The organism is Candidatus Berkiella aquae, assembly GCF_001431295.2.
GTDB lineage: Bacteria > Pseudomonadota > Gammaproteobacteria > Berkiellales > Berkiellaceae > Berkiella > Berkiella aquae.
Genome location: NZ_LKAJ02000001.1, coordinates 2483323 through 2496533, shown reverse-complemented (window position 1 = coordinate 2496533; position 13211 = coordinate 2483323). Strand labels below are relative to the sequence as shown.

The window sequence follows — 13211 nt, the reverse complement described above, 5'->3', positions numbered from 1 at the left end:
AAGGCAATAATCTTGAAATTTTAGAATTTATTAATAAAAGTTATATAAACGCAAGTGTCATTAATCAAAGCGAGGGGTTGACTCTTTTAGGCACAGTTCTTCACCGTAGTCAGTAGAAACTTCTATGATATCATTATCGTCATTATCTAAGGTTTTATTTACATTCAGAAATGTTGATTTGCTATTACTTGAGTAAACATTTGTGTTAAATATCAAAGTTTGGGCATCATCATTTGCATTTAAATTAACACTATCTTCACTCACTGCTTTTACACCATCTACCTTGAATCCTGCGAGGCATAATTTTTCAATATATGAATCATCAAACTCATTAATCACATTGCCATCTAGATCAGTATATAATTCCTTCATACTTCTTCCTTGGGTATTAATGTTTTTCTTTCCGTAAAAATAGGCAACTTTTTGTTGATCAACAACTTCGATTACTTTTCTACGGCTGTCACCACACATAACAACAAGTGGATCTGTGCCAAAAGGTACATCTGTATCCAAGATAACAAAGTCAATGTTTTCACCCTCTTGAGAAAGTTTAGCTATATTTTCGATAAAATCTGCACTTACGTACTTATGTGATTCAATTAAAAACGTTGAACTAACATAACGTTCCGTTTTTTGGCCTCGCAACATCATTCTGTTTATAGATACATCCACGGGTGCTGAAACAACATATAAATGCATTTGCGCATTGTTTTGCAAACACAGTTTAAACTTGCCCATGGTTGGTAAAACGGTATCTAAAAGTAAATGTGGTGCCTCTCCATTTTTTACTTTTTGCTCGTATCTTTTTGTGGCTATTCTACTAATCATCATTGCTTCGAGATTATTTAACTGAGCATAATTTCTTGCATCCTCGCCTAATTTGAAACCTTGACTTACAATATGACGATGATCATCGGTATTTATTTTGCACACATTTCTCCACTCAAAGCCATTTTGTTTAACAACATTAGCTGCTTTGAGAACTCCACTTCCTTTGCCACAAGCAGGCGCGCCAACAATCATGAATGTATGCCTATCTTTGCCAGCTACTAAGGCCATTCTGGGATAATTATTTTCATCGATAATTTGATTACCGACTTCTTCAACAATTTTAGCCACTGTTTCATTCATCAAATCATTATAAATCTTAGTGTGCAGTGCTTTAGGTAAAACATCCTTAAGCATAGCTCCTAATTCACATTTGTTTTGCCTTGAGCGATCTTGTAAGTTTGAGCAATATTTTATATATTCTATAAGTTTTTCATCATTTAATTGACTTAAAATTAGTGGCAAATCCATCTTATATTTAACACATATATCCAAAGTATCTTTAAGGTAATCATCAATATCCTGATTACACATTTTAATCTTCAACTTATATTCACTAGAATCAAGTGCTTTTAACACTGCCGGATAAAATGTGTTGAAAACCATTTCACTTAAATCATCCTCAGGACGTTTTTCTTCGTCTTTAGCTTTAGGATCCCGTTGAATTTCAGTTACAATGAAGGCAGTCATGTAGAACAAGGCTAATCTTTCTGGAGAAAGAATAGTATTTTCCATTAATCGATGATTGCCCACTAATTCACAAATTTCACCGACATATTCAAATGAATAAAAAGAATTTTGAAGAAGTGTATGTGGCGTATCGATTAAAATAATGCTATTAGGAGACTTTATTTGTTTTAAATAGTCAACAGGATTGATGGGGTCGACTTTCCAACCATTTGTGCGTTTTTCTTTATATGTTTGCAACAGATTAGCATGCATCAGCATCTTTTTGGACATCAAATCACATAACCAAACAGCATTGGGTAAGGCTACGTTATTACTTAACAAAGCTGCTTTAAGTTTGTTGATTTGATTTTGATAAAATTGTTCGGCAATCACTATTGCTGCTCCGAAGCTTTATGACATTCGATATCATTTATTGAAATGTCGTTATTCTATATTTTATGGCTATTACTCTGCTAATAAGAGGGGGTGAGATGGCGACAATTTCAGATTAACCGTAGATGTAAATACACCTTAATCAAGGCAAGCTCTTTGCAACTCATTGATGAACCCGTTCAAGAAAATTAATGATCCTTTTCGATGCCCTGAGATTCCTTTTAATGAAGCATACAAAACTTGATCATCATCACCAGCAAATAATGTGCTTTTCATGTTGAAAGAAAGAAGTTTAATAAATTCATTTTCAACATTATTAAAATCTTGATATTCATCAAATATTATGTTGTAAAAATCAATTGTAACTTCTTTTTTGATTAACTCTTCATGCGCAAATCTAATCTGATCGTCGAAACTAATGGCTTGATAAAAAGATATAAATTTCAAGTATAATTCATCTACCATTTGTAGTATATGGCCGTACCATCGAAGTTATTAAAACAATAGTGTGCAAAAGCTAGATTGTTACAAAATCCATCACGAAATTTATCATTTTTAGCTGCTACTGCAACAATTCCCAATAAATGAGCATGTCATAATTTAAAGTAAATATAGATTTAACTTTTAATGTTTCAATAATGCATTCATAATTTTTTATGCGATTGCCTTTTACCTTTATACCATTTGGATGGTTTCTTTAAAAAAATCAATAAATTTACTAATAATTATTTTTTTTCTTCATCGTTTGCGTGAGTGTCAATAAATATTTCTAAATTTTGTTCTTCATATTTTTCTTGAAGATCAGCTATTTCTGTACACCCATCTACAAGACTATGCCAATCAAACCCATCAAAAATCTGTTTGCTGAAGCCATTCCCTAAAAGAATATGCTGTATATCATGTGTATTTATATATTCATTTAAGGTACACATTTTGTTTGGGGATTCCACACAAGTATTTAGGTTTTTCATTAACCAGTTGCAATATAGTTGACCAAATTTATTTGATTACCATTGATTAACATATCTAAGGTGAGTTTAGGTTATGCGAAACCCCAAAGAGAGAACTTAGTGAAGAAAGAAACTTTATTGTGGTTGATTATTTCTAACTGGCCAGGGGTGTTCCATGAACTCTAGAAATAAAAAAAGATTAAAATAGTAACGCTTGATGAGGTATGAGTTCTAAAGATGAAAGTGTAGATTTTGAAGACATTAGGTAGCATTAGTAAGTTGGCTCCCCGAGCAGGACTCGAACCTGCGACCCAATGATTAACAGTCATTTGCTCTACCGACTGAGCTATCGGGGAATTGTCTCGTAGGGCCAAGATAGTACTTTCACCTACACCTTAAGTCAAGACGATATTTTTAAGAGCCGCCAGTACGAAGTAGCGGCTCCATAATATCCATAATACTAAAGGGTGACTTCACAACCACGCTTTAAGCGTTCTACCGCTTTTTCTAGCGTTTCCATGCTAGTAGCAAAAGATAAACGCACGTAGCCATCAGCACCAAATGCAGAGCCGGGTACCAGGGCAAGACCGGCAACGCTAATTAAATGCTCTGATAGTTGAATATCTGAATTAATTAAAGGCATGCGATCAATGACATCTTGGACACGGGCGAAAGCGTAGAAGGTACCGTCACCAGGTGCACATTGAATACCTTCAATGGCATTGAGTTGTTCCACCAAGAAGTCGTGGCGCTTTTTAAAGACTGTAACCATTTCATGCACGGAATCCATATTACCTCTTAAAGCAGCTTCTGCTGCATATTGCGAAATAGAGGTTGGATTTGAAGTGCTTTGGCTTTGGATTTTATTCATGGCTTTGATGATGGTGGTAGGGCCACTGGCATAGCCAATACGCCATCCCGTCATGGAGTAAACTTTGGAGACGCCGCTTAATACGATGGTTCTATCGAGCAAATCAGGGCAGACCATAGCAATGTTGGCAAAGGGCTCTTTTGTCCACAGAATATGCTCATACATATCGTCGGTCGCAATGAGAATATTGGGATGCTTCAATAAGACATTCGCCAATGCTTTCAATTCAGCATGCGTATAAGACATCCCGCTGGGGTTAGAGGGGCTATTGATAATGAGCATGCGGGTTTTGGGCGTAATAGCCGCTTCCAGTTGCTCTGGCGTGATTTTAAAGCGAGCCGCCATATCGGTAGGGATGAAGACCGGAACACCATCGGCCAGTAAAACCATATCCGGGTATGATACCCAATAAGGCGCTGGGATGATCACTTCATCGCCTTCTTGAATAACCGCCTGTAACAGATTGTAAATGCATTGTTTGCCACCGGTGGAAACAATCACTTGATCTCGGGTGTAATCTAAGCCATTAAACGATTGCAATTTATCGATAATCGCATCTTTTAAGCTAGGGATCCCATCTACTGCGGTATATTTCGTTTTGCCATCTTTAATCGCTTTAATGGCGGCTTCTTTGATATGAGTGGGGGTATCGAAATCGGGTTCACCTGCACCTAGGCTGACAATATCTTGACCTGCCGCTTGTAATTCGGCAGCCCGTTGTGTGACAGCGAGCGTGGGAGACGGCTTAATGCGCTTAACGCGACTTGCAAGTTGGATGTCCAATCGAGTACCCTCATCATTATAATCATAAAAATGCGATAATATGCCATAGTTGAGTCGAACTGATAAGATTTTGCAGAAAATGAGTAAAAAACTGAGATTGGCAACAAGCTTTGCCCCCGCAGGTGATCAACCCCAAGCCATCGCGTCGTTGTTAGCAGGGATCGATGATGGAGTGCTGCATCAAACCTTGTTAGGGGTAACAGGCTCAGGTAAAACCTTTACCGTTGCCAAAGTCATCGAAACGCTGCAACGACCCACCTTAATTCTGGCGCCCAATAAAACCTTGGCAGCACAACTTTATGGTGAGATGAAAGGCTTTTTTCCTGAGAATGCGGTTGAATATTTTGTTTCATATTACGATTACTATCAACCGGAAGCGTATGTTCCTTCTTCTGATACCTATATTGAAAAAGATGCTTCTATCAATGAACAGATTGAGCAAATGCGTCTTTCGGCAACCAAAGCCTTATTAGAACGAAAAGATGCCATTATTGTGGCAACGGTTTCTGCTATTTATGGTTTGGGCGATCCACAATCTTATCTGACCATGATGTTACATTTAAGTCGTGGCGAAAAAATTGATCAGCGAGCAATTTTAAGACGATTATCAGAACTACAGTATACCCGTAATGATATGGAATTACGCCGAGCTACTTTTCGCGTACGCGGTGATGTGATTGATGTATTTCCTGCAGAGTCTGATCAACTCGCCGTTCGTATTGAGTTATTTGGTGATGAAATTGATAGTATTTCAATTTTTGACCCATTAACCGGACAAGTACAACAATCCGTACCCCGTATTACGATTTATCCTAAGTCACACTATGTGACTCCTCGTCAGCAAGTATTAGATGCTGTTGATAATATTAAATTGGAATTAAAACAACGCTTAGATGAATTACGTGATAACAGTAAATTATTAGAAGCACAACGTTTAGAAGAACGTACGCAATATGATATAGAAATGTTGTTGGAGCTAGGTTATTGCAATGGGATTGAAAATTATTCTCGCCATCTATCAGGGCGCAAGCCCGGGGATCCCCCACCCACGTTAATCGATTATTTACCGAAAGAAGCGTTAATGATTTTAGACGAATCGCATGTGATGGTGCCGCAGATTGGTGCCATGTATAAAGGCGATCGTTCCCGTAAAGAAACCTTAGTGGAATATGGCTTTCGTTTGCCATCGGCATTAGATAATCGTCCATTACGCTTTGAAGAGTTTGAAAATATCATCAGACAAACTATTTATGTTTCTGCAACACCGGGTGACTATGAATTAGAACACTCCGGTAAACCGATTGAACAAATTGTTCGTCCTACAGGCCTTATTGATCCGCAAGTGATTATTCGACCCGTTGCCCATCAGGTTGATGATGTTTTATCAGAAATTCACAAGCGAATTGCGGTAAAAGAAAGGGTTTTAATTACCACCTTAACCAAACGAATGGCGGAAGATCTAAGTGATTATCTGGCAGAGCAGGGCGTAAAAGTACGTTATTTGCATTCTGAAATAGAAACGGTTGAGCGCGTAGAAATCATTCGTGACTTACGTCTTGGCGTGTTTGATGTGTTAGTGGGGATCAATTTATTGCGAGAAGGGTTGGATATGCCAGAGGTTTCTTTGGTTGCCATCTTTGATGCTGATAAAGAAGGTTTTTTACGTTCAACCCGTTCTTTAATTCAAACAATTGGACGAGCAGCGCGTCATATTAATGGCACCGCCATTTTGTATGCTGATAAGGTGACGGGTAGCATGCATCGTGCAATGGAAGAAACCGATAGACGCCGTAACAAGCAGCAAGCTTATAATAAAGCGCATAACATTACCCCAGCCAGCGTGAAAAAAGCCATTACTGACATTATGGAAGGAGCTTATTTTACCCGTCAATCGCAGCAGAAAGTTGCTAAACGAACGCGTAAAGAAGCACCACCTAATGAAGTGGTGGAAGAGATCCGACAATTTCGAGAAACGCACACTGCGTTTACGCCTGATGAAATCACCAAGCGAATTAAACGTTGGGATGCGAAAATGTATGAGTGTGCGAAGAACTTAGAATTTGAACAAGCTGCTGCCATTCGTGATGAAATTAAAGCGTTAAAAGACGCAGCCTTTAAATAACGTTAACGATAATGAGCTTTGCGCTTTAGTGGTATTTCTGTGTCTAGTTTTAAGTTTGCCTCTTTATGGAGAGATTTCTTTGCTTGTTGTTTAGTAAGCTGCTGGTAAGGTGTGATTGTGGCTTTGCTTTTAATCGATGAAACCAATGCTTTATTTTTCGTTGAGAAATGTTGTTGCAGTTTTTGCATATCCAATTTTTCATGTTCATTAAATGAATCAAGGGTAAAATGAGCAGAGAAATAATGAAATAACAACTGATATAAATCTTGATAAATGCGTCCAAAACTTGCGCCAGCGCTCGACCAAGCAAAGATCCCTGCCAATGTAACCGCGATCATATTGGGCAAATAAGACATGCCTTGCATACACCGAATTAAATGCCAAGCGCCATACCAAGTTAACAGAGAACTACAGGCTAAGATCCCAATGACTGAGCTGATTAAGGCAATTTTGGGCAGTGAGTATTTACCGAATTGTTTATAATGCTCTGAATTCAGTCTATCTAGCCATAATCCTAATAAAGTCATACGCCGCTCAGGGCCGCCTGAAATGTCAGCATAGCTTGTGAGAAATTTACTGAGCCCAAAGATTGAAAGTAGCGTAATTGACCATCCCCAACCCAGCATGCTGGTGAATGTGCTAATTGTTAAGCCCATGGTTAACGTGAAAGTAATCATGGTGCCAAGCCAGGGCAAATATTTTGCAAAGAAAGAGAGATGCTTACGTTCAACGTGAATTTTAACTTCGTGATTAAAGGTATGTTGCTTTACCTTTTGATAATTTTTAATAATAAAGGGTAAATCGAGTTCGCTAATATTAGGGGGTAATGGAATATTACTTTTTAGTAATTCATTATAAAGCGCTTCAACAAAATTTTTGGTTCTACGAATACCCTGTGGAAAAACGCCAACACCATATTGTTGATTGAATTTTTCGATAGTCTCAAATTGCTTCTTTAAAGCAGGGGATAGCGTTTGTTGATGCTTGGCCTGAATAATATTCACCAATGCCGCTAATTCAGGAACGTAGCAAATAGGTTGTCTATTTTGATGCGGTAATTTGGTGATTTCGCAAATGAATAGCGTTCTGCTCAGAATGCTCATATCTATTTTATACTTATCCAGATAACTTATTTATTGCTGTTAGGTATTTTAGCAAATATTATTTGTGAGGTAACCGTTAAGCGGATAGTTTTATAAAATCATTTAAAAACCCTAAGATATTCAGGTTACATTTTGATTTATACTTTTATTATACGTAAAATCGCTTTTTTTTAAAAAGCCTTTAGTAAAAGGGTGATGTTATGCCTAAAAAGAACATTATTAAAGATAAAAATGAAAATAAAAAAAGTGATCAAGATGAAACGCGGGTTCAATACAGGGCAGTGCAAAGAGAGGCAATTTTCTGGTTTGCTGTTTTGTTTATTATAGTGGTAAATACGGCTGCATGGTCACTAAATACCACTCTTTTTATTCTTACGTTGTTAAGTATAGGATTTTTTGCCCTTGGAATGCGAAAGGAAGAATTGAACCAAGCAACCGTAGAAACAGCCATTTCGGCCTTAGAAAAAGATTTTCTTAAAACGATTCGTAAAAATGGTTTGAATCAAACTAAATTGCTTGAATATGTTTCACAAGGTCTAATAATTAACCGAAATGTAGGGATATCAGCAGTTGCTGCTGCCATCTCAGTAGCTTCAACCAAGCAAATTGATCTGTTGATTGCTCACGTTAAAGCAAAGCGTTCTAAAAATGATCTGAATGATATGTTATGGACTGGCGTACTCAATTCAATTGAGCAAAATCAAGAAAATGCTTTGAAGCATCTTTTAAAAGAAGTAGAAGATGTAGATTTTGGCATCATGCATTGCACACCCTTGTTAACGGCAATTTCAATGAATCGACCTAATATGGTTAAAATTCTTTTGCAACATGGTGCAATTGTTACCGATCTCATACTAGAAGTTGCGAGAAGGAATTCTAATAAATCGATTTATCAAGTGGTTGAAAGTGCACATAAAAAGAATAAAGGCGCGGTAACACCATTATTTAAGAGTAAACAAACGAACAGAAAAACGCCTACTAAACCAGCAGCTAAACCAGCAGCTAAACCTGCAGTTAGTGCGCGTAAACAATCACTACGCTCACATCAGAAATAAACTCTTAAAAAACGCCCTTCATTGGGCGTTTTTTATAAATATGCCTGATTTATTCAATCTTTTTCTTTGATTTATTCAACAAGCTCACGTAAAATCCCTCCCTTGTAGTACGAGGAGTTAGAGTATGCCAAGAAAGTCAGTTAAGAATCAAAATTCTGAAAAAAAACAAAATCAACTAGAAATCTTAAATCCCTTATTAGATGCCATCCAAAAGCACGATCTGCAAGCAGTTTCTAACTTGATAAAAGCACCCGAATTTTTCAATCAAAGCTATAAAGACAAAGCAGGAAATACACCTTTTCATTATATCGGAGAGATTAGTGATGAAAAGCTTCGCCAACAAATGGCTAAAAAACTTATCTATGTTGGTATGCCTTTTACAGGAACGAATGACAAAGATGAAGGTCCAAAATGTTTGGCTGAGTTTTATGCTATTCAAGCTAAAAAACGTAAGCGTTTTATAAGCGGATCTTCAAATTTTTGGCTCATTCACCCACGCAATAACGCTAATCTTTTCTTGAGCATTTTTATTTCATTTGGAATGAGCATTCTATTGGCACCCGCTTTGTTCCTCCCTTTAATGCTGGGGCTTGTGCTGCAAGTCATAATAGGTGAGCGCGCTCTGCAACGTGAAGAACAGCTAGTAGCAAAACATCGTGCTGCGCAATTAGAAGCTGATTTCATCAATGATATTAAGCGAGACAAACTCAACGTTGTTAAATTAGTGAAATACATTGAGCAGGGCGTTAATATCCATAATCTCGATTCTGGTAATCAATCAGCATTAGAGATTGCAGCTAAATTTGGTGTCACCAATCAAATTAATCTTTTAGCTCCCTACACGAAAGAAGATTTGTTGCTTGCCGTATATACTGCGATAGGTAATTACAAAATGGAATCATTGAATCTGTTACTCAGCAAAACAGATGATGTCGATTTTAATTATCATTATACGCCATTGATTGTCGCAATAAGATCAAAACGCCCTGATATGGTGAATGTTTTGTTGCATAAAGGCGCCAAAGTTTCAGATTTAGTTATGGATACAGCAAAATTACATCCCAATGCTGAAATTACTCGTTTGCTTGAGAACGCGCAGAAGAAGGCGAAAGCGAAGCCAGCAGCAAAGCCAATTGCGCATAAAAAACCAACAAACGTTGTGCCAATGTTTGATGCAAAACGAAAAGCCGCAAGCAAAACACAATCTAAAAGATCAGCAACTGAAAAACCTGCTACAAAAGCAGTTAATCAGCGTAAGCAATCGTTGCGGTCAGCTAAAAAATAAGTTTAAAAGCGCCCATCCAGGGCGCTTTTAGTATATGGGATAGAATCAATAACATTGGAGTTCAGTATGACAAAACCTAGAATAAAATTTACGGTAGAAAGCCAAAATGCCAAAGATCAAAAGGTATTTTCAGCCATTGAAGAAGGTAGCGTGTTTAATGTATGGCGCAACTACGATCATGATTATTCAAGTGTTAGCGCTAGAAATACTACCGGCAAGAAGGCAAGAATTTCAAAGCTATTGTTAGCAACGTTATGCCAGCATCCTAATATTGTTAGCTTTTTATTAAATTATAAGCATGATGAGTACGATTTGCATCATTGGAATGAGGATGGGCAAAATCCCTTAATCGAAGCCATTAAGAGCGAAAATGTGGCCATTGTCAAAGTCATGGCAAAAGCCATGACGAACAGCAAATGGTCAATGAGTCACAGTTTTAAAGATGCAAAAGGCAATACGCCCTTTCACTATATTGGGGAAATAAACAACCCACAAGTTCGAAAAGCGATGGTAACGTCACTTATCCATGCAGGCTTGTCTATTCAATTCGAAAATGATAAGGGCGAAAAACCAAAACATTTTGATGAAATGGTTGCTATCAAAAAAGCCAGTAAAAATCGTTTCTTGGGGAATATTTCGAATTTTCTATTTCGTAAGACAGGCAGTTTTAAGCAAGAAGCAGGGTACTTTCTGGGAATACTGAGCCTCAGTATATTAGCGTTATGGTTAAATCCTCTTTATGTTGCTTTTGGGGTTGGCACGTTGCTTTCCCATTTTATTATCAGTCATCTCATGACAGACGTTGATGATAACCGCCGTTTAGCATTACAACACACGCAAATCGATGCTGATTTCATTAACACCATCCAAAGAGGTAAGCTAACGAGTGATAAACTCAAAAAATATTTAAACCAAGGTGTCATGCCGATGTGCTTACTGGCTACCAATGAAAATGGTTTACAATTAGCTGCTAAAGTAGGCAATACCGAACAGATCAATTTATTGCTTAAAAATGCCTATAGTCCGCAAATTACGAGTGCTATTGTTTGTCAGGCTATTGAAGGAGGACATTTGGCCGCTGTAGAGCTATTGCTGAGTAAATCAAAAGCATTGCTACTTAATAAATATGCTTCCGCCAGAATGCTGGCAGCAGCTGTTTTTCATGGCAAACAAGACATCCTTGCCTATTTGTTGCAAAAAGGTGCACCGATTCCAACAGATATCCGTTGGAATGACACAGTTAGCGGGTATTTGTTTGCCAAGGGCAAAACCAAAACGACGACTTATTCTTTGTTAGACTTTGCTAAAGATTTAGGTAAAAAAGAAATAATTAAATTAATAGAAGATGCTTTGAAAGCTCAGAAAGTAGAAAAGAGCAATGTTGTTGTAACCCAATTTGTGAGCAAACGACAAAGTGCTAGGTTAAATAAAAATCAAAAAATCGCAAGTGATGTTGGGCTTATTCGTAAACAATCACTACGTTCAAAAAAGTAACTCGATAAAATGACGCTCTTGTAGGGCGTCATTTCTTTCCGTTTTTGCCAATCTCATTATCTTCGAATGTTACTGTAGCACATGATCATTCCATTCGAACTAAATCTAAAATATTTATGTAGCTTGATCTATCTTCTGCGTTAAGGTATTTTTCCTGACCTTTTTTAAATTTTAAGTAATATTCGAGAAACAATAATGAGCAAACCTGCAATACCACATTATGAAATAAATAGTATCGTACAAAAAAAACAAGAAAAGGGTCAGCAGTTTTTTTCAGCTATTGAAAGTGGTAACTCAGTTGAAGTAAAGAGATTATACAAAGAGTGTCGTTTTATTGAAGCTAATAAAATATCGGGTAACAAAGCAAAAATATCACCATTATTACTGGCCACCTTATGTCAACATACTTCCATTGTGAAATTTTTAGTCGAAGAGACTGATTGGGGAACTTGCAGTTGGAATGAGGATAATGAAAGCCCTTTGAGTGAGGCGATTAAAAGTGGCAATTCTGAGATAGTTAAGATATTGGTAAATCCATTGTTCAAAAGCCATTATTTTTTACAATGTCTTAAAGATAAAAATGGTAATACGCCATTGCACTATGTGGGGCAATTGACAGATCCAAAAATCCGCAAAGAAATAGCAACCATTTTAATTGAAGCAGGAATGTATATTTATTTTGAAAATAACGAGGGTAAAAAACCAGAACATTTTGAAGAAATGCTTGTTATAGAACGAGACTGTCAAAATCGATTTTCAAATAAAATAAGAAAAAACTTCTTATTGAGTTTTGAAAATTTAACACCTAGAAAATTAGGCCTAATAGTTTTAGCCATTATTGGGATTGGTTTTAGCCCACTACTTATTTCCTCTCCAATAGTTGTTTTTAGCCTTTGCGGTCTTTTAATTTCCTATTTTATTGCAAGTGCCTTATGTAATGATCATTCTGAAACTATTAAAATAAATCAAATTAAAGAAGATTTTGAATATATGTTAAAACACGGCCTTGTTAATCAAGCAAAACTAACAAAATATCAATCGTTAGTGCCCGTTGAACATAGAATCTCAACTAATCATTCCTTAGAATTGGCCGTTTGCTCTGAAAATATCAATGAGATAAGACTTTTCATGAATGCCGGTGCCAGCGTTAATCCATCGATGATTGATACAGCTATTACAAAAGGGAATTTTCAGCTATTTTGCTTTTTAATTGATAAGACATTAAAAGCATCAGGTCGTACCGTTATTACTGAAGATCATATTAAAGAGATAATAGTATGTAATCGTGTAAGGATGCTGGAATATCTATTGAAAAAAGGAATTGAATTGCCAGCTACTGTTGATACGCATCCTACTTCTGTAATTTATAAAATCTGGCGCACTCAACCGCAGAAGAAGGAAAGAGTGTCATTGCTTGAATTTGCTAAAAGATTTTCACAAAATAAGAAAATTATTCAATTAATCGAAAAGGAATTAGCCAAGAAAAAGCCACCGACTAAAGTAGTGGCACCCCTTTTTGAAGGGAAACGACAGAATGTGCATCAAGTTTCGACTAAGAAAGTGATCCCTGAAAAAGTACCTGTTCGAAAGCAGCTTCATACTGCTAGTAAATATAATAAGGTTATGCACTAATAATAGCTGGAAACATAAGCGGTTTA

At 36.8% G+C, this 13211-nt stretch carries 10 protein-coding genes and 1 tRNA gene; 5 read left to right on the top strand and 6 right to left on the bottom strand.

The features are described 5' to 3' along the window. Window positions 1-60: 60 nt before the first annotated feature. The 5 genes from HT99x_RS10995 to HT99x_RS10975 form a co-directional block, all read right to left on the bottom strand. Window positions 61-1890 carry a zeta toxin family protein gene (locus tag HT99x_RS10995; protein ID WP_075064872.1) on the bottom strand — a complete coding sequence of 610 codons (1830 nt, stop codon included), beginning with the start codon at window positions 1888-1890 and terminating at the stop codon, window positions 61-63. A 138-nt stretch (window positions 1891-2028) separates the two neighbouring features. Continuing rightward, window positions 2029-2355, bottom strand: a complete 327-nt coding sequence (locus HT99x_RS10990) for a UvrD-helicase domain-containing protein (protein WP_075064873.1) — start codon at window positions 2353-2355, stop codon at window positions 2029-2031. 260 nt (window positions 2356-2615) lie between these two features. After that, on the bottom strand, window positions 2616-2861 hold the full coding sequence (locus HT99x_RS10985; RefSeq protein WP_139016538.1) for a hypothetical protein: 246 nt from the start codon (window positions 2859-2861) through the stop codon (window positions 2616-2618). Window positions 2862-3120: 259 nt separating this feature from the next. Next, window positions 3121-3196, bottom strand: a tRNA-Asn gene (locus HT99x_RS10980). A gap of 104 nt (window positions 3197-3300) precedes the next feature. Next, entirely contained in the window at window positions 3301-4494 is a 1194-nt protein-coding gene (locus HT99x_RS10975) for an aminotransferase class I/II-fold pyridoxal phosphate-dependent enzyme (RefSeq protein ID WP_075064875.1), read from the bottom strand. Between the two features lie 79 nt (window positions 4495-4573). Between HT99x_RS10975 and uvrB the strand changes: the two genes are divergently transcribed. Further along, window positions 4574-6616, top strand: a complete 2043-nt coding sequence (gene uvrB / locus HT99x_RS10970) for an excinuclease ABC subunit UvrB (protein ID WP_075064876.1) — start codon at window positions 4574-4576, stop codon at window positions 6614-6616. A gap of 2 nt (window positions 6617-6618) precedes the next feature. Here the strand turns inward: uvrB and HT99x_RS10965 are convergent, their stop codons facing one another. Then, window positions 6619-7719: a hypothetical protein gene (locus tag HT99x_RS10965; RefSeq protein WP_075064877.1), complete on the bottom strand. Its 1101-nt coding sequence runs from the start codon at window positions 7717-7719 to the stop codon at window positions 6619-6621. Window positions 7720-7919: 200 nt separating this feature from the next. Between HT99x_RS10965 and HT99x_RS10960 the strand changes: the two genes are divergently transcribed. From HT99x_RS10960 to HT99x_RS10945, 4 genes are all read left to right on the top strand, one after another. Continuing rightward, entirely contained in the window at window positions 7920-8774 is an 855-nt protein-coding gene (locus HT99x_RS10960; RefSeq protein ID WP_075064878.1) for an ankyrin repeat domain-containing protein, read from the top strand. 124 nt (window positions 8775-8898) lie between these two features. Continuing rightward, window positions 8899-10059, top strand: coding sequence for an ankyrin repeat domain-containing protein (locus tag HT99x_RS10955; protein ID WP_075064879.1), 1161 nt, complete (start codon window positions 8899-8901; stop codon window positions 10057-10059). Between the two features lie 66 nt (window positions 10060-10125). Next, window positions 10126-11553, top strand: coding sequence for an ankyrin repeat domain-containing protein (locus HT99x_RS10950; RefSeq protein ID WP_075064880.1), 1428 nt, complete (start codon window positions 10126-10128; stop codon window positions 11551-11553). 195 nt (window positions 11554-11748) lie between these two features. After that, window positions 11749-13185, top strand: coding sequence for an ankyrin repeat domain-containing protein (locus HT99x_RS10945; protein WP_075064881.1), 1437 nt, complete (start codon window positions 11749-11751; stop codon window positions 13183-13185). Window positions 13186-13211 lie beyond the last annotated feature (26 nt).

Bases quoted from the DNA above. Each gene is read 5' to 3' on its own strand.
- HT99x_RS10990 (WP_075064873.1), bottom strand. From the start codon at position 2,355: ATGGTAGATGAATTATACTTGAAATTTATATCTTTTTATCAAGCCATT.
- HT99x_RS10985 (WP_139016538.1), bottom strand. From the start codon at position 2,861: ATGAAAAACCTAAATACTTGTGTGGAATCCCCAAACAAAATGTGTACC.
- uvrB (WP_075064876.1), top strand. From the start codon at position 4,574: ATGAGTAAAAAACTGAGATTGGCAACAAGCTTTGCCCCCGCAGGTGAT.
- HT99x_RS10965 (WP_075064877.1), bottom strand. From the start codon at position 7,719: ATGAGCATTCTGAGCAGAACGCTATTCATTTGCGAAATCACCAAATTA.
- HT99x_RS10960 (WP_075064878.1), top strand. From the start codon at position 7,920: ATGCCTAAAAAGAACATTATTAAAGATAAAAATGAAAATAAAAAAAGT.
- HT99x_RS10955 (WP_075064879.1), top strand. From the start codon at position 8,899: ATGCCAAGAAAGTCAGTTAAGAATCAAAATTCTGAAAAAAAACAAAAT.
- HT99x_RS10950 (WP_075064880.1), top strand. From the start codon at position 10,126: ATGACAAAACCTAGAATAAAATTTACGGTAGAAAGCCAAAATGCCAAA.
- HT99x_RS10945 (WP_075064881.1), top strand. From the start codon at position 11,749: ATGAGCAAACCTGCAATACCACATTATGAAATAAATAGTATCGTACAA.